The sequence below is a fragment of the Ideonella sp. genome (assembly GCF_044358605.1).
In the GTDB taxonomy this organism is placed as follows: Bacteria; Pseudomonadota; Gammaproteobacteria; order Burkholderiales; family Burkholderiaceae_C; genus Ideonella.
Map to the genome: position 1 here is coordinate 20,000 of NZ_JBIKNQ010000051.1, position 21,523 is coordinate 41,522.

Sequence of the window (21,523 nt, forward strand, 5' to 3'; positions counted from 1 at the left end):
CATGACTAGGCATACAGAGACCATAGAGGTCATCACGCGAGATCAACGCAGGCGGCGGTGGTCGGCTGCTGAGAAGGCGGCTTTGGTTCGCAAGACCTATGAGCCAGGCATGAGTGTTTCGCTCGTTGCGCGCCAAGAGGGTGTTTCGGCCAGTCTGTTGTTCACTTGGCGCAGACTGGAGCGTGAAGGTGCGCTGGTGGCGGTTGGCGCGGGAGAGGCGGTGGTTCCCGCTTCTGAGCTGGCTGCCGCTAGGGCCGAAATTGCCAAGCTGCAGCGCGTGCTTGGCAAGAAGACTTTGGAGAACGAGATCCTCAAGGAAGCCGTGGAGATTGCTGCGGCAAAAAAGTGGATTGCGCGCTCACCCTTGTTGCCCGGGGACGACCAATGAAGTCGGTCTGCGCAGCTATGGGTGTGGCGCGCTCGAATCTGCATGTGCGACATCACCGACCCAGCGATTGGAAGGACGGTCGCAGTAGCCACCATCCTGCCCTTGATGAGGAGCTGGTCAATGATCTGCGACGTCATGTTGCAGACCTACCCAGCTATGGCTATCGCAGGGCTGGTGCGCTGCTGAATCGAGAGAGGCGCGCGCAAGGCCAAGCACCTGTGAACCACAAGCGCATCTACCGAGTCATGGCGCAGGAACACTTGCTACTGCCCAAGGCACCCAAACGGCGGCAGGCCAGTCGCGTCCACGATGGCAAGGTCAGCGTCTCAACGAGCAACAGGCGCTGGTGTTCCGACGGCTTCGAGATCAAGTGCGACTCAGGCCAGACCGTCACTGCCACCTTCGCAAAGGACTGCTGCGACAGGGAGATCCTGGCATGGCGAGCTTGGGAGGGCAAGGGCTTGCCAGGAGGGCCCGTACGCGACATGCTCATCGAGGCAGTGGAGCGCCGCTTCGGCGCTGTGGACGCATTGCCTCAGGCGCTTGAGCTGGAATTCCTCACGGACAACGGCAGCGCCTACATCGCGCACGAAACACGAGGCGTTGCTAGGTCGCTGGGCCTCAAGCCAATCAACACACCAGTGTGCAGCCCACAGAGCAACGGCATGGCAGAGAGCTTCGTCAACACCTTCAAGCGCGACTACATGAGCCGAATGGACCTGCGTGACGCACCCACAGTGCTAGCTCAATTGCCAGGGGCATTTGAGCACTTCAACAACATTCATCCCCATTCAAGTTTGAAGATGATGTCGCCCAGAGAATTCCGAAGGCGGCAGAATCAACCCGCCCACCAGGGCTAACTTAGCGACTGGACTGGGTCCGGTATCGCGGGGGCAAGATCACCGGATGGCAGCAATGTATGGCCCAGCAGCATTTCAGAGAATGGCACAGTTGTTGGGACCAGATACGGTGGCAGCGCTCCTCAAGCCTGTTTCAAGTACGTCAACGGCACCTACAGCCTGCTGCCTCTCCCCAGCGATGCGAGTTACTGTTCTAGGGCTGCCATCGACCCCAAGGGAAATGTCACGCTGACCTATTGGCCCAAAGAGGGTGGCGACGTCAGAATTATCGAGCTCACGACAAGGGGGAAATTCCGCGCTCTGCAGGTCCCTGTCGGCACTGACAACTATGTGAATGCGTCCAACAACGGGCGTATGGCCGGATTGTCCGTGTCTTCGGTACGCAAAGATGCCTACATCTTCAACCGCATCGATCAGGGCGTCAATGTAGGAATACTGACTGGATTGATCAATACCACTCTCACAGGCATCAACTCAAGAGGGGTTGCTGTGGGCATAGACAACTCAGGGGCGGTGCCCACGCGAGCATTCGTGTATCAGAAGGGCCAGATCTCCTGGCTGACGCCCTTGAGTGACGGGGCAAGCACGTATGCAGCGGCCATCAACAAGTTGAATGTGGTGGTGGGCCACTCCAATCTTGAGCCGACCAACACGTATGCGTCGCAACGCGCAGCATCGTGGACATCTCCGGATACTGCCCAGAACCTGGGTTCAGCCTACGGATTTAGAACATACGCAACTGCCATCAACAGTTCGAATCTCGTGGTTGGCGGTGAGAATGCTGCATGGGCTCACGGCATTTTGTTTAAGGATGGCGCGGCAACTGATCTTAGAAACCTGCTGACAGCAGATCAAAAAGCGATCTGGTGGCCGGTCGGACCGGCCTATGCCATCAATGACCAAGGACTGATCGCAGGCGCTGGGGCCAGGAGAGTCGCTGACGGCAAGTTTGTCGCTTACCTTTTGCGCCCTCTGCCCTGAGCCTGTCACAGCGTGCGGGCCAGCATGTTGTCACCCAACGGCAGCAAGAGCCTCATCCAGCTTGCGCCGCCACCCCGCCTTCGTCCCCTCATCCACAAAGCTCGCCTCAAAGCTATTGAGCGCCAGCGTGCGGGCGTGGGCCAAGCCGAGCTGGGGCAAGGCTTCGAAGGTGGCGAGCCAGTTGGCGTTCATGTATCCGCCGAAGTAGGCGGGGTCGTCGGAGTTGATGGTGCAGACCAAGCCTGCATCCAGCAGTGCGGGCAGTTGATGCTGGCTCATGTGCTCATAGACGCAGAGCTTGACGTTGGAGAGCGGACACACCGTGAGCGGCATGCGCTCAGCCGCTAAGCGCTGCATCAAGGCCGCGTCTTCAATGGCGCGCACGCCGTGGTCGATGCGCTCCACCTTCAACACATCGAGCGCGCTCCAAATGTAGGCGGGTGGCCCCTCCTCGCCGGCATGGGCCACGATGTGCAGGCCCAGTTCGCGGCAGCGGGCAAAGACCTCGGCAAACTTCTCTGGCGGGTGGCCCATTTCAGAGCTGTCCAGGCCCACGCCGATGAAATGCTCGCGCCATGGCAGGGCCGCCTCTAGGGTGTCAAAGGCCGAGGCTTGGCTGAGGTGGCGCAAGAAGCACAGGATCAGCGCACTGCTGATTCCCCAGCGTTGCTGTGCCTCTTGCCGCGCACTGCTCAAGCCTTGGATGACCACGCCCATGGGCACGCCGCGCTCGGTGTGGGTCTGCGGGTCAAAGAACAGCTCGGCATGCACCACGTTGTCGGCTGCAGCTCGCTCGAAGTAGGCCATGGCCATGTCGAAGAAGTCTTGCTCTTTGAGCAGCACGCTGGCACCTGCGTAATAGATGTCCAAGAAGCTCTGCAGGTCGGTGAAGGCGTAGGCCGCGCGCAAGGCCTCCACACTCGCATAGGGCAGCGTCACACCATTGCGCTGGGCCAAGGCAAAGATCAACTCGGGCTCTAGTGAGCCTTCAATGTGGATGTGCAGCTCAGCCTTGGGCAGGGCACAGAGCAAGGCGGGCGAAACAGTCGGCATAGGGGCTCCAAGACGCACAGGCGTGGCGTGTGAGATAGGCCTAAGTATCGCCGGGTGATGGCACTGCTGACACGGTTTCGGCGAGGGTGCTTGCAACCAGAGTGGCGTCCAGCGGCACACACGCAGCGTGGCAGGTCTTTCTGCCTTCACCCCCTTGAGGAGCTCTCGATGTCTCGCTTCAACCCTGTGCGCCTTTTGGCGCCATCGCGCCGTGATTGGCTTGTGCTGTCTGCCCTGTCTGCCGCCGCCCTGGCGGGCTGCGGAGGCGCAGATGATGCCCCGACAACCCCCGTGGGCAATTACCTGGCGACCCCCTTGGTCTCCAACACCACAGCCACCGCCAAAACAGACGCCAATCTGGTGGATGTGCGCGGTGTGACCTTCAACCCCACCGGGCTGGTGTGGGTGAACAACGCGGGTACCGCCACCTCGACCTTGTATGACGGCAATGGCACGCCCAATGCCTTGGTGGTGGCCGTGCCGTCGGGCAGCGCGGCGAAGTCCAAGCCCACGGGCATTGTGTTCAGCGGGTCGGCCACCGACTTCAGCGTCAGCAATGGCACGGTCACCGCAGCCTCGCGCTTTATCTTCGCCACAGAAGACGGCACGATCTCGGCCTGGGCGCCTACCGTCAACCGAACTAACGCCATATTAAGCATTAACAACAGCAGCAAGGGCAGTGCCTATCTGGGCTTGGCCGTGGCCACGGACGCCGCGGGCGCTGGGCGCCTGTATGCGGCCGATTTCAAGAACGGCCGCATCGATGCCTTTGATGCCAAGTTTGCCCCTGTCACGCTGTCGGCCAGCTTCAGCGACACCCTTCGTCCCTCGGCTTACAAGCCCTTCAACATCCAGCAGATCGGCGGCAAGCTCTATGTGGCTTACGCGCGGCCCGATGCCAGCGGCTTGAAGCCTTTGAATGAAGCAGGTAACGGCCAAGTCAGTGTGTTCGACACTGAGGGTCGGCTGATCAAACACCTGGTGTCGGCAGGGGCGCAGTTGAACTCGCCCTGGGGCCTGGCCATGGCCCCCGCCAACTTCGGCACGCTCAGCGGCTCACTCTTGGTGGGCAGCGTGGCGGACGGCGTGATCCACGCCTATGACCCCAGCACCGGCAGCTACCGCGGCAGCCTGGGCAAGGCCGATGGCAGCCTGCTGCGCATTGAAGGGCTGTGGGGCTTTGCCTTTGGCAACGGCGTGCAAAACCAGGCCATTAACCAGCTGTTCTATGCCTCCAGCACCGGTGGCGGCACGGGCGGCGCCTATGGGCGCATTGAAGCCAAGTAAGCACCAGCGCCCAGAAGGACAAAGGCCGCCTCAAGAGGCGGCCTTTGTGTTGGAGCGGGGAGGCGCGCAGGGCCCCTCCGCCGCATGAGAAGGGCTTACTTGCCCTCGCCAGGCACCTTGCCTTCAACACCCTTGACGTAGAACTTCACACCACCCAGGAACTTGTCGTCAGCGACGGTGTCCTTGGCGATCTGTTCCTTGCCGGTGTTGTCGACGATGGGGCCTTTCCAGATATGGAAGCTGCCATCCTTCAAACCGGCCTTGATCTTCTCGACCTTGTCCTTGATGTCTGCAGGCACGTCTTCAGCCACACCGACCATGTCGATGGCACCTTCCTTGACGCCCCACCACACGGACTCGCCACCCTTCCAGGTGCCTTCCAGGGCCTCACGCGTGGACTTGATGTAGTACGGACCCCAGTTGATGACGGCCGAGCCCAGGTGCGCCTTGGGGCCGTAGGCGGTCATGTCGCTGTCCCAACCAAAAGCACGCTTGCCTCTTTCTTGCGCCGTCTTCAGCACGGCGGGCGAGTCGGTGTTCTGCATCAGCACGTCGGCGCCACCGTTGATCAGGGCAGTCGCAGCTTCGGTTTCTTTGGGCGGGTTGAACCACTCATTGACCCAGACCACCTTGGTCTTGATCTTGGGGTTCACGCTCTGCGCGCCCATGGTGAAGCTGTTGATGTTGCGGATGACTTCAGGAATTGGAATAGAGCCGACCACGCCCAAGGTGTTGGACTTGGTCATGGAACCTGCGATCACGCCCGCCATGTACGCGCCTTCATAGGTGCGGCTGTCGTAAGTGCGCATGTTTTCGGCGGTCTTGTAGCCGGTGGCATGTTCAAACTTGACATCCTTGGCGTCGGGGGCCACCTTGAGCATGGGCTCCATGTAGCCGAAGGTCGTGCCGAAGATCAGCTTATTGCCTTGGCCAACCAGGTCACGGAACACGCGCTCAGCGTCAGCGGCTTCAGGCACCTTTTCGACGAAGGTGGTGACGACCTTGTCGCCAAATTCCTTTTCGATGGCCTTGCGGCCGTTGTCGTGGGCGAAGGTCCAGCCGCCGTCGCCCACCGGGCCGACATAGGCAAAAGCGATCTTCAGCGGCTCAGCCTTGGCGGCGGCCGACGCAGGTGCCGAGGCGGCCGGGGCAGACGCAGGTGCTGCGGCCTTGGGGGCTTCAGCGGGCTTGCCGCAACCGACCAGCGCTGCCGTGGCAGCCAGGGTCGAGAAGCCAGCGAGCTTCAACAAGGTACGCTTGGAGCGAAGTGTCATGGGGTCTCCTCAAGAGGGGGGGTGGTTGCGGCGCACATTATCCGCCGGGTGTGAAAGGCTTGCCCAAAGAAGCGGGCATGTTCATCTTGATCCAAGTGGGGTTGCGCGAGATCAGCACCAACACCACGATGGTGGCCAGATAAGGCAGCATGGTCAGGAACTGGCTGGGGATGTCCACGCCCTCGCTTTGCAGATGGAATTGCAGCATGGTGACGCCCCCGAACAAATACGCCCCCAGCAAGATGCGCGCGGGCCGCCAGGTGGCAAAGGTGGTGAGCGCCAGGGCAATCCAGCCACGACCAGACACCATGCCCTCGACCCACAGCGGGGTGTAGATCACTGACAGATAAGCGCCGGCCAAGCCGCACAGCGCGCCGCCCACTACCACGGCCAACAAGCGAATACGCCGCACCGGGTAGCCCAGCGCATGGGCCGACTCGGGCGACTCGCCTACCGCCCGCAGCACCAGCCCCGCACGGGTGCGGTAGAGAAACCAGGCCAAGCCCAGCGCCAGCAGCATGGCCGCATAGACCATGGGGTGCTGCTTGAACAGCGCCGGGCCGAGCACCGGGATATCCGCCAGCCAAGGAATCTCAAACTTGAACCGGTCGCCCAGCTTTTCTTGCGTGAAGGGCGCGCCCACAAACGCAGAAAACCCGACACCAAACAGGCTCAAGGCCAGACCGGTGGCGTATTGGTTGGTATTCAGCCAGATCACCAGCCACCCAAAGACCAGCGCCAACACCGCGCCCGCCCCCATGCCGGCCATGAAGGCCAAGCTGTCAGAGCCGGTACGCACCGCCACGGCAAACCCGGCAATCGCGGCCACCAGCATCATGCCCTCGGCACCGAGGTTGACGATGCCAGCGCGCTCATTGATGAGCAGGCCTAAGCCCGCGATGGCCAAGACCGTGCCAGCACTCAGCGTGGCGGCGATCAGCAATGAAATTTCGTTCATGCGCTCTGCTCCCGGCCCCAGCGAATGCGGTAGTGGATCAAGGTGTCGCAGGCCAGCAGCGAGAACAGCAGCAGCCCCTGGAACACCCCCGTCAAGGCCTTGGGCAGCCCCAAGCGCGATTGCGCCAGCTCGCCCCCGATGTAGAACATGCTCATCAGCAAGGCCGAGAACACAATGCCCACCGGGTGCAGCCGCCCCACAAAGGCCACGATGATGGCGGCAAAGCCATAGCCTGCTGGCACATAAGGCGTCAACTGGCCCAGCGGCCCGGCGGCCTCCAAGCCCCCAGCCAAGCCGGCCATCGCACCCGAGATCAGCAGCGCCGTCCAGAGCGAGGTGCGCGAGGAAAACCCTGCATAGCGCGCCGCCGCCGGGGCCAAGCCCCCGACCTGCATGGCAAAGCCCCGATAGGTGCGGAACATGAAGACCCACAACAGCCCCATGGCCACCAGCGCGATCAGGCTGCCCGCATTGGCCCGCAGGCCGTCAAACAGACGCGGAATCTTGGTGACCGCCTCAAAGGTGATGGTCTGCGGGAAGTTATAGCCATTCGGGTCCTTCCAGGGCCCATAGACCAGCCAAGACAAGAGCATGACGGCCACATAGACCAGCATCAGGCTGACCAAAATCTCATTGGCGTTGAAGCGGTCGCGCAGCAGGGCCACGATGCCGCTCCAGACCATGCCGCCCAGCATGCCCGCCACCAGCACCGCCACCACGATCCAGCGGCCGGTGTCGGGCCCCGCCTGCATGGCCACCCAGCCTGCCGCCAGCGCGCCCACCACAAACTGCCCCTCGGCGCCGATGTTCCAAACATTGGACCGGAAGCACACCGCCAAGCCCAGCGCAATGAGGATCAGCGGCGTGGCTTTGACACTCAGCTCCGACCAGGCATAGGCGTTCTTGATGGGCTCATAGAAGAACACCTGCAAGCCCTTGACCGGGTCTTTGCCCAGGAGCCAAAACATGATGACGCCGATGACCACGGTGATGGCCAGGGCGATCAGCGGCGAGGCCAAAGCAAAGGCCCGCGAGGGCTGCGGCCGCACTTCGAGCTTAATGAGCGACATGAGCGCCCTCCTTGCTTGCAGCGGCTGCGGCCGCCGTGGCTGAGGGCGCGTCCCACAAACCAGACATCCAAGCGCCAATGCGCTCAATCGTGGCCTCGGCTGTGGGCAGTGAAGGGCTGATGCGGCCCTGGGCCATCACCACCATGCGGTCCGAAATCTCAAACAACTCGTCCAACTCCTCGCTGACGATGAGCAGGGCGCAGCCCGCATCGCGCAGGGCCAACAAGGCGCCACGGATTTGCGCCGCCGCCCCCACGTCCACGCCCCACGTAGGTTGCGAGACGATCAGCAGTTTGGGGTTGGCGTCGATCTCGCGGCCGACCAAAAACTTTTGCAGATTGCCGCCTGACAGCGAGCGCGCCGCCGCATCCGGCCCGCCCGCCTTAACGTTGTAGCGGGCGATCAAGTCCGCTGCCAATTGCCGCGTCTGCGCCAAGTTCAGCCAGCCCCCGGCTTTGACCGCCGCCGTGCGGGTCAGCAAGGTGTTTTGCGCCAGCGACAGCGTGGGCACCGCACCGCGGCCCAAGCGCTCTTCGGGCACAAAGTGCAGGCCCAGGGCGCGGCGCTTGCGCGGCGAGGCGCGGGCAATGTCGCTGCCAAACAATTGCACGCTGCCGGCTTGGGCACGCGGGTCTTCGCCCGAGAGTGCGGCCATCAGCTCTTGCTGGCCGTTGCCCGACACCCCCGCCACGCCCACGATCTCGCCGGCGCGCACTTGCAGGTTGATGCCCTTGAGCGTCACGCCAAACGGGTCTTGCTGGTCCAGCGACAGGTTTTGGACCTCCAGCACCGCCGCCCCCGCCGCACTGCCCTGGCGGTGTAAGGTGGGCGGCTCGGCGCCAATCATCAGGCGCGAGAGGCTGGCGTTGCTCTCTTGCGTGGGGTCGACCTCGCCGGTGACCTTGCCACCGCGCAGCACCGTGCAGTGGTGGCACAGGGCGCGAATTTCATCCAGCTTGTGGCTGATGTAGAGGATGCTGCAGCCCTCGGCGCTCAACTGGCGCAGGGTCACAAAAAGCTTTTCCACGGCTTGGGGCGTCAGCACCGAGGTGGGCTCGTCAAGGATCAGCAATTGCGGCTTGGTCAGCAGCGAGCGCACGATCTCCACGCGCTGGCGCTCGCCCACGCTCAGGGTGTGCACCGGCCGCAGCGGGTCCACCGGCAGGCCATAGCCTTCAGAGACCTCGCGGATACGGGCCACCACCTCGGGCAGGGGCATGGCTTTGTCCAGGCCCAGCCACACGTTCTCGGCCGCCGTCAGGGTGTCGAACAGCGAAAAATGCTGGTAGACCATGCTGATGCCCAGCTGCCGCGCCGCTGCTGGGCTGGCCACTTGCACGGCTTGGCCGTTCCAGAGGATCTGGCCTTGGTCGGGTTTGACGGCGCCGTAGATGATTTTCATCATCGTCGACTTGCCCGCGCCGTTTTCGCCCAGCACGGCATGGATCTGACCGGGGGCCACGCGCAGGCTGACCGCGTCATTGGCCCGCACCGCCGGGTACTGCTTGGTGATGCCGCGCAGCTCCAGCCTCAGCGGCGCGTTGGACTTCGGGGGAGCGGTCATGCAGGCATCCTCAACAACATTCTTTGGAGTGGCTGGTCAAGCTCTCAATTGTGGCTCGGCCAGCGACGGGCGCCGATAGCGCAATCCCCCAGCCACCCAGGTTTCCACCACATGGCGGTCATCGCCCTGGGTCATCCAGGCAAACACAGCGTCATGCACATCCTGTGCCACGGCTTGGCGGCGGGCCTCCAGGGGCGTGATCGCCTTGTCCCAGACCACCACATCGGCCATCAGGCCGGGCTCTAAGGCACCGATTTCGTGCGCCAGGCCCAAAGCCGTGGCGGCGCCCAAGGTAGCGGCGTGCAACAAGGCCCAAGCCGAGACATGCCGCCCCGCCATGGCCTGCACCTTGTAGCCGTCGGCCAAGGTGCGCAGCAGGGACAGGCTGGTGCCCCCACCCACGTCGGACGCCATGCTGACGGCCGTGCCTGCGGCTTGCGCCGCCGCCCAGTCAAACAAGCCACTGCCCAAGAACAGGTTGGACGAGGGGCAAAACGCCAGCGCGGCGCCGCTGCTGCGCAGCAGGGCGCGGTCTTCATCGTCCAGCCAAATGCCGTGGGCCAGCATCGCGCCGGGGCCGAGCAGGCCAAAGCGCTGATAGACATCCAGGTAGCTGCGCGCCTCTGGGAACAGCTCGGCCACCCAGCGCACTTCGTCGCGGTTTTCGGCCACATGGGTTTGCATATAGAGGCCGGGGTGTGCGGCCATCAAGGCGCCGGCCATGGCCAGTTGCGCGTCGGTGGAGGTCGGCGCAAAACGCGGGGTCACGGCATAGGCCAAGCGGCCCTGGCCGTGCCAGCGGGTGATCAGCTCGGTGCAGTCGCGCTCAGCCTGGGCCACGTCGTCGCGCAAAAAATCTGGCGCATGGCGGTCCATCAGCACTTTGCCAGTGATCAGCCGCATCTGCCGCGCCTGGGCGGCGGCAAACAGTGCGTCTACCGAATGCTTGTGCACCGTGGGGAAGACCATGGCCGAGGTTGTGCCGTGCGAAAACAGGCTGTCCAAAAACAGCGCCGACAGCGCTTGCGCATGGGCCTCGTCGGCCATGCGCGCCTCGGCGGGGAAGGTGTGGGTGTTCAGCCAATCCAGCAACTGCGTGCCCCAGGCGCCGATCACATCGATCTGCGCGCTGTGCACATGGGTGTCGATGAAGCCCGGCAAGATCCAACGACCACGATGGTCTTCTTGCGGCCACTCTGGCCCCGGCGCCTCGGCTTGCACCGCCACGATGCGCTGGTCTTCGATCAGCAGCCAATGGTCAGGCCGCACCCGCACGCCCGCCGAGTGTGGGTCTTCCAGGGCGGGCGGGGCGGTGAAGTCGATCAGGTCGCCGCGCAGGGCCAAGCGTGTAGAAGAGTGCTTGTTCATGTAACTACCCGAGTGGCGCCACCCAGGGCCTGCAGTTCGCGCGTCACCTCGCGCACCTGCTCGCGCAGCCAGCGCTGGGCGGGCGAGTGGTGGTTGCGCTCATGCCAAAGTTGGTAATAGGCCAGCGGCGGGCAGGCCACTGGGCAGCGCACCACCCGCACCGGCAGGGTATGGATGTGACGCTGGCAAAACAGCCGCCCGGTGGTCAGCACCAAATGGCTGCGGGCCACCATCATGGGGGCCAAGCTGAAGTGCGCGGTGCGTACCGTGATGCGCCGCGCCATGCCTTGCTCGGCCAAGAACTCGTCAATCACGCCTAAAGCGCCGGGGTGCAGCGGCGTGGGGGCGATGTGGTCGCTGGCCAGATAGCGCTCGGTGTCCCAAGCGCGGGGGTTCTTCACCGCCGGGTGATCGGCTGCCACCAAACAGACGACCTCGTCACTCAGCAACTTGCCCAGGTGCAACTCGCCCGGGGGCGAGAGCCAGTTGCCGATGACCAGATCCACCTCGCCCAGGGCCAGCTTGCGTTGGTAGTTGGAGTCGGCCGACAACGGGTGCATCTCCAGCGTCACGCCCGGCGCTTCGCGCTGCAAGCGCGCCACCACGCCGGGCAAAAACCAAGGGTCCAGATAGTCTGCCGCCGCGACTTTGAAGGTGAGCTGCGCACGTGCGGGCTCAAAGGCCGCCGCTTTGCGCTGGGCGCCAAAGAGCTGGGCCGCTTCTTGCAACAGGCGCTCGGCGGGGGCCAGCAAGTCCAGCGCGGCATCGGTGGGCACCAAACCCGTGCCTGAACGCACCAAGAGCGCGTCGCCCGTCAGCCCGCGCAAGCGCTTGAGCTGGGCGCTGACCTGCGGCTGGGTGCTGCCCAGGCGCAAAGCGGCACGCGAGACGCTGCGTTCACTGATCACGGTATGCAAGACCCTCACAAGATGAAGGTCGATGTTCGCCAAATCCGGCTGTTGCGTCATATGTTCAATCGTATTCCAATCATGATGTAAACCATATACACAATCACCCCGACTGGGTTTACCGTGTGGGCTTGGCGCATCAGCGCTTGGCCTTTCTCACCCCCTCTTCTCCTCGACCACCATGGCAGAACACGGCACTGAGCGCCCCTTGCGATTCGTCTTCCGAGGCCAGGTGGTCGAGATCCCCCGAGGAAACCCGCAACAGACCGTCTTGCAGTGGCTGCGCGAAGACCAGCACGCCTGCGGCACCAAAGAAGGTTGCGCCGAAGGCGATTGCGGTGCGTGCACCGTCATCGTGGCCGAGCTGACGGAAGACAACTCCCCTGCCCACTCTGCCGCCGTGCAGGCCGACGGCCTGGCGCTACGCACCGTCAATGCCTGCATCCGTTTCTTGCCCACCTTAGACGGCAAGGCTTTGCTGACCGTCGAAGACCTGGGCGCGCCTGACGGCCCACTGCACCCCGCCCAAGACGCCCTGGCCCGCTGCCACGGCAGCCAGTGCGGCTTTTGCACGCCGGGCTTTGTCATGACGCTGGCCGCCTTTCATGAGCACCACGCCCGCGCAGGCACCACGCCCAGCCGTGCGGAGGTGGGCGATGCCCTGGCAGGTAACCTCTGCCGCTGCACCGGCTACCGGCCCATCGTGGACGCTGGCATTCACATGTTGCCGCCCGGCAGTGCACCCGCACTGCCGCTGCAGGGCTTGCGCGAGCAACTGCAAAGCCTGCGCAACGATGACCCCTTGCACTGGCCCCATGCCGACACCCCCTTCTGGGCGCCACGCACCGAAGAGGGCTTGGCCGCGCTGCGCCTGGCCCACCCCGACGCCCGCCTGGTGGCCGGAGCCACCGATGTGGGCCTGTGGGTGACCAAGCAGATGCGCACCCTGCCCGGCATGATCTGGCTGGGCGATGTGGCCAGCCTGCGGCAGGTGCAGGAGCACCCCGACAGCCTGCTCATCGGCGCGGGCGTGCCCCTGGAAGACGCCTGGAAGGCCCTTGCCCGCCACTGGCCCCTGCTTTCAGAGATGGGCCAGCGCTTTGCAGGCCCACCCGTGCGGCATGCCGGCACCTTGGTGGGCAACTTGGCCAATGGCTCACCCATTGGCGATGCGGCGCCGGTGCTGATCGCCCTGGGCGCCAGCCTGCATTTGCGGCGCGGGGATGAGCACCGCACGCTGTTGCTGCAAGACTTCTATCTCGACTACATGAAGAACCAGTTACAGCGCGGCGAGTTCATCACCGCCGTGAGCGTGCCACTGGACACCCGCGCCAGCGCCCCGCCCGGCCAGCCAGGCTGGCAGGTGCAAGCGCACAAGCTCTCTAAACGCTGGGACTGCGACATCAGCGCGGTGAGCGCGGGCTTTGCGCTGCGGCTGGAGGGCCAAGGCGAAGCCGCCCGCATTGCGGAGGTACGTTTGGCCTTTGGCGGCATGGCGGGCATCGTCAAACGCGCCGCCCACGCCGAAGCTGCCCTGCAAGGCCAAGCCTGGACCGAAGCCACGCTGCAAGCCGCCCAGGCGGCTTTGGCCCAAGACTTCAGCCCCTTGAGCGACCTGCGCGCCAGCAGCCACTACCGCCAGCAAGGCACGGCCGCGCTGCTTCGGCGGCTGTGGCTGGCCACCCGGCCGCTCAAGCCCTTGCCGGCCTCGGCCTGGCGCATCAGCACGGAGGCCCAGCCATGAGCACACCCGCCGCGATGCCCACCGCCACCCCTGGGCCTGTCGGCCAGTCACTGGCCCACGAATCCGCCACGCTGCATGTCACCGGCCGCGCCGCTTATGTGGACGACCTGCCCGAGCTACAAGGTACTTTGCATGCGGCGCTGGGCCTGTCACCCGTGGCCCATGGCCGCCTCTTGGGCATTGATGTCGCCGCGCTCAAGGCCTTGCCCGGCGTGGTGGCCGTGTTCACCGCCCAAGACATTCCCGGCCCCAACGACTGCGGCCCCATCGTGCATGACGACCCGATCTTGGCCGAGGGCAGCTTGCGCTATCTGGGCCAGCCAGTGTTTGCAGTCGTCGCCACCACGCGAGAGGCCGCACGCCGCGCAGCGGCACAGGCCGCCCGGGTGATCCAGCATGAGGCCTTGCCCGCACAGTTCTCTTTGCGTGCCGCCCATGCCGCCGGTGAGCACGTCGTGCCGCCCATGCAGCTCAAGCGCAGTGCCTCAGGCGCCGGCGTGCCCAACGCCATGGCGCAAGCGCCGCATCGCTTGAGCGGCCAGTTCAGCCTGGGCGGGCAAGAGCAGTTTTATCTGGAGGGGCAGATCTCTTATGCCGCACCGCAAGACGATGGCGGGCTGAAGATTTGGTGCTCCACCCAGCACCCCAGCGAGATGCAGGCCTTGGTGGCCCATGCCCTGCACTGGCCCCAGCACCGCGTGCAGGTGGAATGCCGCCGCATGGGCGGTGGCTTTGGCGGCAAAGAGTCGCAGTCGGCCTTGTTCGCCTGCGTGGCGGGCTTGGCGGCAGCCAAGCTGAATCGCCCGGTCAAGCTGCGGCCAGACCGCGATGACGACATGCTCATCACCGGCCGACGCCACGGCTTTGAGTTTGATTGGGCTGTGGGCTTTGATGAGGCCGGGCGCATCAAGGCGCTGGACGTGACCCTGCTGGGCCATGCCGGGCATTCGGCTGATCTCTCGCCGCCGGTGATGACGCGCGCGCTCTGCCACATCGACAACGCCTACTGGCTGCCCGAGGTCTCGCTGCTGGGCGCCCTGCCCCGCACGCACACCCAAAGCAACACCGCCTTCCGAGGCTTTGGGGGGCCGCAGGGGGCGCTGATCACCGAAGTCGTCATCGACCACATTGCGCGCCATCTGCAGCTTGACCCCTTGGCCGTGCGCCAAGCTAATTGGTATGGCCACACCGAGCGCAACAACACGCCTTATGGCCAGACGGTGGTCGACAACGTCATGCCCGCCTTGGCCGCCGAGCTGGTTGAGCAAGCCCACTATGCGCAGCGCCGGGCCGACATCGCCCGCTTCAACGCCGAGAGCCCGGTGCTCAAAAAAGGCTTGGCTTTGACGCCGGTGAAGTTCGGCATCTCCTTTAACGTCAACCACTTCAACCAGGCCGGTGCGCTGGTGCATGTCTACACCGACGGCACGGTGCTGGTGAACCACGGCGGCTGCGAAATGGGCCAAGGCCTGCACACCAAGGTGGCGCAGGTGGTGGCGCATGAGCTGGGGCTGGAGATGGCCCAGGTGCGCATCACCGCCACGGACACCAGCAAGGTGGCCAACACCTCGGCCACGGCGGCCTCCACCGGCGCGGACTTGAACGGCAAGGCCGCCCAAGACGCGGCCCGCAAGATCCGCGATCGCCTGGCCGCGATGGTGGCCGTGACTTGGGGCTGCGCGGCCACTGATATTGGCTTTAGCCAAGGCGAGCTGCACGGCCCGGCGGGCCAGCGCCTCAGCTTCAAAGACGCGGTGGCCCAGGCCTATTTGGCGCGTGTGCAACTGTGGGCCGATGGCTTCTATGCCACGCCCGGCCTGCACTGGGACCGCCAAACCCTGAATGGCCGACCCTTCTACTACTTTGCCTATGGCGCGGCGGTGAGCGAAGTGCTGCTAGATACCCTGACGGGCGAATGGAAGCTGCTGCGCGCCGACCTGCTGCATGACGTGGGTCAGTCGCTGAACCCGGCCTTGGACATCGGGCAGATTGAGGGTGCATTTGTGCAGGGCATGGGCTGGCTGACCACCGAAGAGTTGGTGTGGCACCCACAGAGCGGCAAGCTGCTGACCCACGCCCCCTCGACCTACAAAATCCCCACGGCCAATGATGTGCCTGAGGCCCTGCACACCCGCTTGTTTGCCAACCGCAATGTGGAGGACACCATCCACCGCAGCAAGGCGGTGGGCGAGCCGCCGCTGCTCTTGGCCTTCAGCGTGTTCTTGGCGCTGCGCGATGCGGTGGCCGCCTGTGGCGCGCCAAGCTGCCAGCCGCCGCTCTCAGCCCCGGCCACGCCCGAGGCCTTGCTGCGCGCCATCCAGGCGGTGCAAACCCCGTGATTGCAGCGCCGGAGCTGACAGCTGCCACCGCCCAGGCCTGGCTGGCTAGCGGCCTGCCCGCCATGCTGGTGCGGGTGGGCGCCACGCGCGGCTCGGTGCCACGCGAGGAAGGAGTGACCATGCTGGTGAGCGCCGACGCCGTGGCGGGCACCATTGGCGGCGGCCACCTGGAATGGGAGGCCATTGCCCGCGCCCGCGCCGCCTTGGCCCAGGGCCACACGGCCCCGGACGAGTGGCGTGTCAGCCTTGGCCCCACCCTGGGCCAATGCTGCGGCGGTGCGCTGAGCCTGCACTTTGAGCCCCTCAGCGCCCAGAGCCTGGCGGCATGGGCCGCCCCGCCGCCACGCTTCAGGCTGCAGCTCTATGGTGCCGGCCATGTGGGCCGGGCCATTGCGCAGGCTTGCACCACCCTGCCCTGCACCGTGCGCTGGCTGGACGAGCGCGACGATGAGTTTCCGGCCGCCACACTACCCGCCCACATCCACACCGTGGCCGCTCAGCCTCTAGAGGATGAAGTGGCCGACGCACAGCCGGGCGACTTTCACCTCATCCTGACCCACAGCCATGCCTTAGATTTGGCGTTAACCCATGCCGTTCTGCAGCGTGGCGACGCCGGCTGGCTGGGCCTGATCGGCTCGGCCACCAAGCGTGCGCGCTTTGAGCACCGGCTGGCCGAGCGGGGCCACCCCCCAGCGGCGCTGGCCCAGATGGTGTGCCCCATCGGCTTGGCCGGTATCAGCGGCAAAGAGCCGGGGGTGATCGCGGCCGCTGTGGTGGCGCAGATGCTGCTGCACAGCCACCCTTACTAAGGCTCGCAGGCGGCTCGGCGTCAGAAGCCCGAGCCCGGCTGGGTCAAGAAGACCTCTTCCTCGGGTGTGGAGGTGCGGCCCAAAATGTGGTTGCGGTGCGGATAGCGCCCAAAGCGATCGACGATGGCTTTGTGGCGCAGCTCAAAATCATGGTTAGACGCCGATGCATGCGCCTTGAACAAGGGCTCAGCCACTGCATGAATGGCGGCTGATTCACTGTGCATATAGGGCAGCAGCAAGAAGTTGCGCTGGCGCTCCCCCAGCGCCTGCAGCGCCCCGGCGGCCACCGCCTCTTGCGCCAGCGCCAGCGCCATGGGGTCTTGGGCAAAAGCCTGCGGGGTTTGGCGATAGACATTGCGCGAGAACTGATCCAGCACGATGACCTCGGCCAGCCGCCCTGGTGCTGTGGCCCGCCAAGCCCACAACTCGCCCGCTGCAGCTTGCTTCATCACGCCCTCAAAGCGCTGACGGATCAGCGCATCAAACGCGCTGTCGGTGGCGAACCAAAGACGCTCTTCTATCTCTTCAAACCAAAACGAGAGGACGGCGGTGTGCATAGGCTTCCTGAAACGCTGGACCCTGCATTTCACCTCTTTGGTGCGCTGAATCACACCACACACCCTTGAAAGAGCCCCTCAAGCGTGGGGGATCCAGGCACTTGGTGGGCCGAATGTCGGCTGGGCCACCACAGCGGCAGACAGAATGCGCCCTGGTCAGCCCCTGCTGGGCTGAAATGAGGGATCTGAACGTGGCACTGGATTGGATGAACTCCCTCGCGGGCTTGCTGGTGGGCCTGGTGGTCGGGGTCACGGGCGTGGGTGGCGGCGCCTTGATGACGCCCATCCTGGTGCTGGTGTTTGGTGTCTCGCCGCAAACGGCCGTGGGCACCGACCTGCTGTATGCCTCCATCACCAAAATGTTTGGCGTGGGCGTGCACCACAACCACGGCACGGTGGACTGGCAGGTGGTCAAGCGCTTGGCCTGGGGCAGCTTACCCGCAGCGGCCCTGACACTCGCTTGGATGAGCTTCTCGGGCGCCAACCGCGTCAAAAGCGGCTTGATCATCGACATGGTGGGCGTGATGCTCATCGTCACGGCCTTGGGCATTCTGTTCAAAGACCAGTTGCAGGGCCTAGGCCGCAAGATCCGCGTCACAAACTCCGACCAGTTCAAGCACGTACAGCCCGTGCTCACCGTCTTGGGCGGCGTGGTGTTGGGCGTGTTGGTGACCTTGACCTCCATCGGCGCCGGTGCTCTGGGTACGGTGATGCTGGTCTACCTCTACCCCTTGCGCCTGACCCCCTCCAAGCTGGTGGGCACCGACCTGGCCCATGCCATCCCACTGGCCATGATCGCGGGCCTCGGCCACCTGACCATGGGCAATGTGGACTACGCGCTGCTGCTCAGCCTGCTGGTGGGCTCCATCCCCGGCGTGCTGATCGGCGCCGTCATCAGCACCCGCGCCCCTCTGGCGCTGATCCGCTATGCGATCGCCATCGTGCTGGGCGCGGTGGCGGTGAAGATGTTGATGATGTGAACGAGTCGTTTGACCTTGATCGAACGGATTCGTGTGCGCTTTCCAAGTCACCAGCGCTGCCTTAGCGCCACAGTGTTCAGAAATTGCCTATCCTTCCGGCGCGAAGAACCTGATCGACCTCAACGGCAGGCGGCGCCGTGCCCGGTCTGTGAGCTTGTCGTAATGTTCATCCCACAGGTCGAACAGCTTTTCTAGGCCGATGAGGGTGACACGGCGCTTCTCTTGGGTGCGCGCCTCGGCTTCGGCATCTTTGGTAAAGCCACCGGTGCAGACAAACAAGCCCACATCGCCGTCACCCAGCAAGGCCATGAACGAGCGCAGGCCGTCGACACTGACGGCTTGCTGCTGGCGCTTGACCTGCACCTTGATGCGGGGCGGCCGGGTGCCCAAAGCGTCCGGCCAAGCCAGGATGTCTAGGCCACCGTCTTTGCCCGGTGGCGATACCCATGTCACATGAAACGACATGGCCCGCAGCAAGTCGGCCACCAAGTCTTGAAAGTCATAGGGGTTCATCGAGCGCAGGTATTGAGAAATCTCGGCCCAGGCTTGCTCTTCTGCTTCTTCAAAAGTCACGCTGACGGACTTGGCGTTGTTGTCCACTTCTTCAGCCACCGTGCTGGCGGCCGAGGCCGCCGCTGCTGCGCCGCCCTCGGCGTCTGGCTGTGCAGCCTTCCACTCGGCGTATAGCTTGCACGCACGCTTGTAAAAGGCTTCGGGGTCGGGCAGCTCAGCATGTGCGGCTCGTCCCTCGTCGGTGATGGACCACACGCCTTTGTCTTTGAGCAACCAGCCCGCCTTGACACAGTCCACCGTGGCAAAGCGAACGATCTTTTCAAAGCGCCGGGAGCCGGATTCGTAATTCTCGGCCTCGTAGGGCGACAAGGTGAAGCGACCGGCCAGCACCCGCAAAGCATCGCTGGCGCGCAGCCCATCAGGTGCGGCCATCAAAATGCTGAACAGCTCGCGCAGGAATTCGCCAGTGCGGCGGCGGGTGACTTCGGCCATCTATGTCTCCTCCGATTTGCGGCACTCAATCAAGCATACGGCACAGGATCAGCTTCTTTCGCCACGACGGTGTCATAGAGGCCTACATGTCTCAGCCCGGGGTGACTATCAATGCCTGTATATCTCAGGGATGCATCTTCGTAGCGCCTAAAGGCGAACACCGCTTGGTTCATGTGCTCGGTGTTAAAGACTTTGAGTTTCACCAAGAGATGAAAGTCCTGCACCGTCAATCCAGTGACCGTCAAAAAAAGCCCTGACTCCAGCTTGGTGATGACGTCTTGCAGCGTGTTCTCACGGAAGTCTGTCAGATACATGAACGCTGGGATGCGTGTCGCGAACTTGATCAGCTTTTCCTGAATCAGCTTGCGCTTGGACTTGTACTCCTTCTCCGCTTCTGAGAGCTGCTTCTGCTCTTTGGCTGACAGCTTCTTGTCCTTGGCCTTATTCTTGAGATCTTTGACCTTTTCGCTCTTGTTGATAATGGTCTCGATCACGTTATCGCCCAGCGTGCGCCAGCCCTCAATGCGCTCCAAAGCCTTCATAGCCTCGGGATTGTCAAGAAGGCGTTTCAGGGTGCCGTTGTCCACGTTGACCAACAGCGCGCTCTCCCACTTTCGGGCCAAAAGCGTCGCCGACGTACCAGACATCGCCAAATCCAATATGGCGCCCGCGTCAATCTGTGTCATGTTCGCGCCGTCATAAGCCAGCACGGGCAAAAATGCCACTAAATCTTTGACAGCAGCTTCGGGATTGGCCTGGTTTGGCGACAAGCTCATGCCGTACTCACAGAGTTGCCTGAGCGCTCGCGTCGGCGCAAAGTCAAAAACATAACAGATGGGCTTGAGAACCTCTTCTTCGTTGGGGTTGTCACCATTCGGGTTCTTGATGGACCACGGCGACTGCACGCGAAACGCGGCCTGAAAGTAGGTCTCTGGTGACTTGAGGTTTCGCAGCATCAAAATGGAAGACCACTGTGCCACCGTGACACCCGTGGTGAGCTTGCCGCAGGACAGAGTAATGGTCTGCCCGTCAAAACCGTTGCCGATAGCACGGCGAGCGGGCAGCAAAGCCTCTAACCCAATGCCTGCGGACGCACCTGCCGCCACAACCACCTTGTACGCATGCCAAAACGTGTTGTGCTTTTCCGCCAACAAGTTCGCCATGGCATGGCACGAAGCCACATTGGGCATATACCAAAACGAGTGCTGCAAAAAAGGCAGCAGGCGGACATCCGAATACGGAAGTGGGGGCCGGCTGCCCACTTTCAGATGTTTTCTAGCGTGATCGATGTGCCCGCCGCGAATGATGTCCAGCCATTTCTGCACATCGCTCTTATGCTTGAACTCAGCGCCTGCACCTGACCCTGTGGCCTCAAAAAAGGCATTGAGATCGAACTCATCGAACTCGCCACCGCTGGCAACGGTCAGCAACTCTTCGGGCATCTCGTAGGTCAGCAGTCGCATTTGCGGCAAGGCGGCATAAGGGTTGCGTTGGCCCGGATGCTCGATTGAGTACTCGGCCTTAGCTCGCTGCTCGTCGGTATAGGTCCAGTTGAAGATTTGCTCCTCAATGAACTCCCCCATCGCCAAAGCCTTGAACGGCGTTCCAGAAAGGTAGAGATAGGCCCGCGTGGTGATGGGGAGGAACTCGGCTTCCTTGCCTGCCAAGACTGTCAACTCTTCATTGATGGCGTCTAAGTCATTAGCATATTTGGACTCCTTATTGGCAACTACATCCTCTTCTCCTTCGAACAGCTCCTTGGCCGTGTCGCGCCAAGCTCCAAAGTGGTATTCGTCAAAGACCACCAAATCCCAATTCACCGTGTGCAACCACTCATTGCGCGGCTTGATATTGCCTGCAGCATCGCGTCCGAGCAGGTCTTGAAACGAGCCGAAATAGACCACTGGCTTGTGCTTTTCGATCTGCGTGGGGTCGCTGCCTGAGGATCGTGACAGATATTGCCATCCATCGAAATCAACATGATTTTGCAAATCCGTCTTCCAAGCGTCCTCAACCGCAGGCTTAAATGTCAGCACCAATACCCGCTTGGCCAGGAGCTTCTTTGCCAGTTGGTAGGTGGTGAAGGTCTTACCAAAACGCATCTTGGCGTTCCACAGGAAGCGCGGAGCGGCCTGCGGATCTTCAGTCCAGATCGACCGGTAGTAATTGAGTGTCTTGCCGACGGCGTCAGCCTGCTCTGCGCGCATGCCAAACGTTTCGTGGTGCGTGCCGCTGAACTGCTTGCCTGTCCGCAATTCAGCGAGCACAGTCTTAACGTCACCTGATTAGGCATGAAGCTCAGCAAGGCTCATCTGGTGAGCCTGTAGCCTGAGAAGCTGGCGGTGTTCTTTCAAGGAGCCGCCACCATGTCGATCAAC

Annotated in this window: 17 protein-coding genes; 7 read left to right on the plus strand and 10 right to left on the minus strand. The window is 63.3% G+C overall.

The genetic code is table 11. The features are described 5' to 3' along the window. Window position 1: 1 nt before the first annotated feature. A protein-coding gene (locus ACIQ3Q_RS16685) for an IS3 family transposase (protein WP_396270314.1) occupies window positions 2-1,248 on the plus strand; the annotation gives its coding sequence in 2 pieces (ribosomal slippage) (window positions 2-347 and window positions 347-1,248; 1,248 coding nt in all). Window positions 1,249-1,602: 354 nt separating this feature from the next. Further along, the gene (locus ACIQ3Q_RS16690; RefSeq protein ID WP_396270315.1) at window positions 1,603-2,229 is read left to right on the plus strand and encodes a hypothetical protein; all 627 of its coding nucleotides are present in this window, start codon (window positions 1,603-1,605) and stop codon (window positions 2,227-2,229) included. Window positions 2,230-2,259: 30 nt separating this feature from the next. Here ACIQ3Q_RS16690 and ACIQ3Q_RS16695 read toward each other — a convergent pair whose 3' ends face one another. Beyond that, the gene (locus tag ACIQ3Q_RS16695) at window positions 2,260-3,282 is read right to left on the minus strand and encodes an adenosine deaminase (RefSeq protein ID WP_396270316.1); all 1,023 of its coding nucleotides are present in this window, start codon (window positions 3,280-3,282) and stop codon (window positions 2,260-2,262) included. Between the two features lie 168 nt (window positions 3,283-3,450). Between ACIQ3Q_RS16695 and ACIQ3Q_RS16700 the strand changes: the two genes are divergently transcribed. After that, window positions 3,451-4,569, plus strand: coding sequence for a TIGR03118 family protein (locus tag ACIQ3Q_RS16700; RefSeq protein ID WP_396270317.1), 1,119 nt, complete (start codon window positions 3,451-3,453; stop codon window positions 4,567-4,569). 95 nt (window positions 4,570-4,664) lie between these two features. Here the strand turns inward: ACIQ3Q_RS16700 and ACIQ3Q_RS16705 are convergent, their stop codons facing one another. Genes ACIQ3Q_RS16705 through ACIQ3Q_RS16730 form a run of 6 tightly spaced genes read right to left on the minus strand, consistent with a single transcriptional unit; the run spans window position 4,665 to window position 11,771 of the window. Continuing rightward, window positions 4,665-5,843, minus strand: coding sequence for a BMP family ABC transporter substrate-binding protein (locus tag ACIQ3Q_RS16705; protein WP_396270318.1), 1,179 nt, complete (start codon window positions 5,841-5,843; stop codon window positions 4,665-4,667). Window positions 5,844-5,880: 37 nt separating this feature from the next. Continuing rightward, on the minus strand, window positions 5,881-6,801 hold the full coding sequence (locus ACIQ3Q_RS16710) for an ABC transporter permease (RefSeq protein WP_396270319.1): 921 nt from the start codon (window positions 6,799-6,801) through the stop codon (window positions 5,881-5,883). Then, window positions 6,798-7,871: an ABC transporter permease gene (locus ACIQ3Q_RS16715; RefSeq protein ID WP_396270320.1), complete on the minus strand. Its 1,074-nt coding sequence runs from the start codon at window positions 7,869-7,871 to the stop codon at window positions 6,798-6,800. The genes ACIQ3Q_RS16710 and ACIQ3Q_RS16715 overlap by 4 nt, the downstream gene beginning before the upstream one ends. Continuing rightward, window positions 7,858-9,435, minus strand: a complete 1,578-nt coding sequence (locus tag ACIQ3Q_RS16720) for an ABC transporter ATP-binding protein (protein ID WP_396270321.1) — start codon at window positions 9,433-9,435, stop codon at window positions 7,858-7,860. Before ACIQ3Q_RS16720 ends, ACIQ3Q_RS16715 begins: the two co-directional genes overlap by 14 nt. Before the next feature lie 36 nt (window positions 9,436-9,471). Further along, the gene (gene guaD / locus ACIQ3Q_RS16725) at window positions 9,472-10,803 is read right to left on the minus strand and encodes a guanine deaminase (protein WP_396270322.1); all 1,332 of its coding nucleotides are present in this window, start codon (window positions 10,801-10,803) and stop codon (window positions 9,472-9,474) included. Further along, a complete protein-coding gene (locus ACIQ3Q_RS16730; RefSeq protein WP_396270323.1) occupies window positions 10,800-11,771 on the minus strand; it encodes a LysR family transcriptional regulator in 972 nt (323 codons plus the stop codon). The genes guaD and ACIQ3Q_RS16730 overlap by 4 nt, the downstream gene beginning before the upstream one ends. A gap of 121 nt (window positions 11,772-11,892) precedes the next feature. Between ACIQ3Q_RS16730 and xdhA the strand changes: the two genes are divergently transcribed. From xdhA to xdhC, 3 genes are read left to right on the plus strand one after another with little or no spacing between them, the layout of a single operon-like run. Further along, window positions 11,893-13,455 (plus strand): xanthine dehydrogenase small subunit, encoded by a 1,563-nt coding sequence (gene xdhA / locus ACIQ3Q_RS16735; protein ID WP_396270324.1) that lies wholly within the window; start codon window positions 11,893-11,895, stop codon window positions 13,453-13,455. Continuing rightward, window positions 13,452-15,794: a xanthine dehydrogenase molybdopterin binding subunit gene (gene xdhB, locus ACIQ3Q_RS16740; protein WP_396270325.1), complete on the plus strand. Its 2,343-nt coding sequence runs from the start codon at window positions 13,452-13,454 to the stop codon at window positions 15,792-15,794. Before xdhA ends, xdhB begins: the two co-directional genes overlap by 4 nt. Then, window positions 15,791-16,603, plus strand: a complete 813-nt coding sequence (gene xdhC, locus ACIQ3Q_RS16745; protein ID WP_396270326.1) for a xanthine dehydrogenase accessory protein XdhC — start codon at window positions 15,791-15,793, stop codon at window positions 16,601-16,603. Before xdhB ends, xdhC begins: the two co-directional genes overlap by 4 nt. Window positions 16,604-16,623: 20 nt before the next feature. Here xdhC and ACIQ3Q_RS16750 read toward each other — a convergent pair whose 3' ends face one another. Then, window positions 16,624-17,160: a DUF924 family protein gene (locus ACIQ3Q_RS16750; RefSeq protein ID WP_396270327.1), complete on the minus strand. Its 537-nt coding sequence runs from the start codon at window positions 17,158-17,160 to the stop codon at window positions 16,624-16,626. A 191-nt stretch (window positions 17,161-17,351) separates the two neighbouring features. Here ACIQ3Q_RS16750 and ACIQ3Q_RS16755 point away from each other — a divergent pair, with 191 nt between their 5' ends. Continuing rightward, a complete protein-coding gene (locus ACIQ3Q_RS16755) occupies window positions 17,352-18,140 on the plus strand; it encodes a sulfite exporter TauE/SafE family protein (RefSeq protein WP_396270328.1) in 789 nt (262 codons plus the stop codon). A gap of 87 nt (window positions 18,141-18,227) precedes the next feature. Here ACIQ3Q_RS16755 and ACIQ3Q_RS16760 read toward each other — a convergent pair whose 3' ends face one another. Both ACIQ3Q_RS16760 and ACIQ3Q_RS16765 read right to left on the minus strand, forming a co-directional pair. Then, window positions 18,228-19,145 (minus strand): restriction endonuclease, encoded by a 918-nt coding sequence (locus ACIQ3Q_RS16760; RefSeq protein WP_396270329.1) that lies wholly within the window; start codon window positions 19,143-19,145, stop codon window positions 18,228-18,230. A 29-nt stretch (window positions 19,146-19,174) separates the two neighbouring features. Then, the gene (locus tag ACIQ3Q_RS16765) at window positions 19,175-21,412 is read right to left on the minus strand and encodes a DEAD/DEAH box helicase family protein (RefSeq protein WP_396270330.1); all 2,238 of its coding nucleotides are present in this window, start codon (window positions 21,410-21,412) and stop codon (window positions 19,175-19,177) included. Window positions 21,413-21,523: the final 111 nt, after the last annotated feature.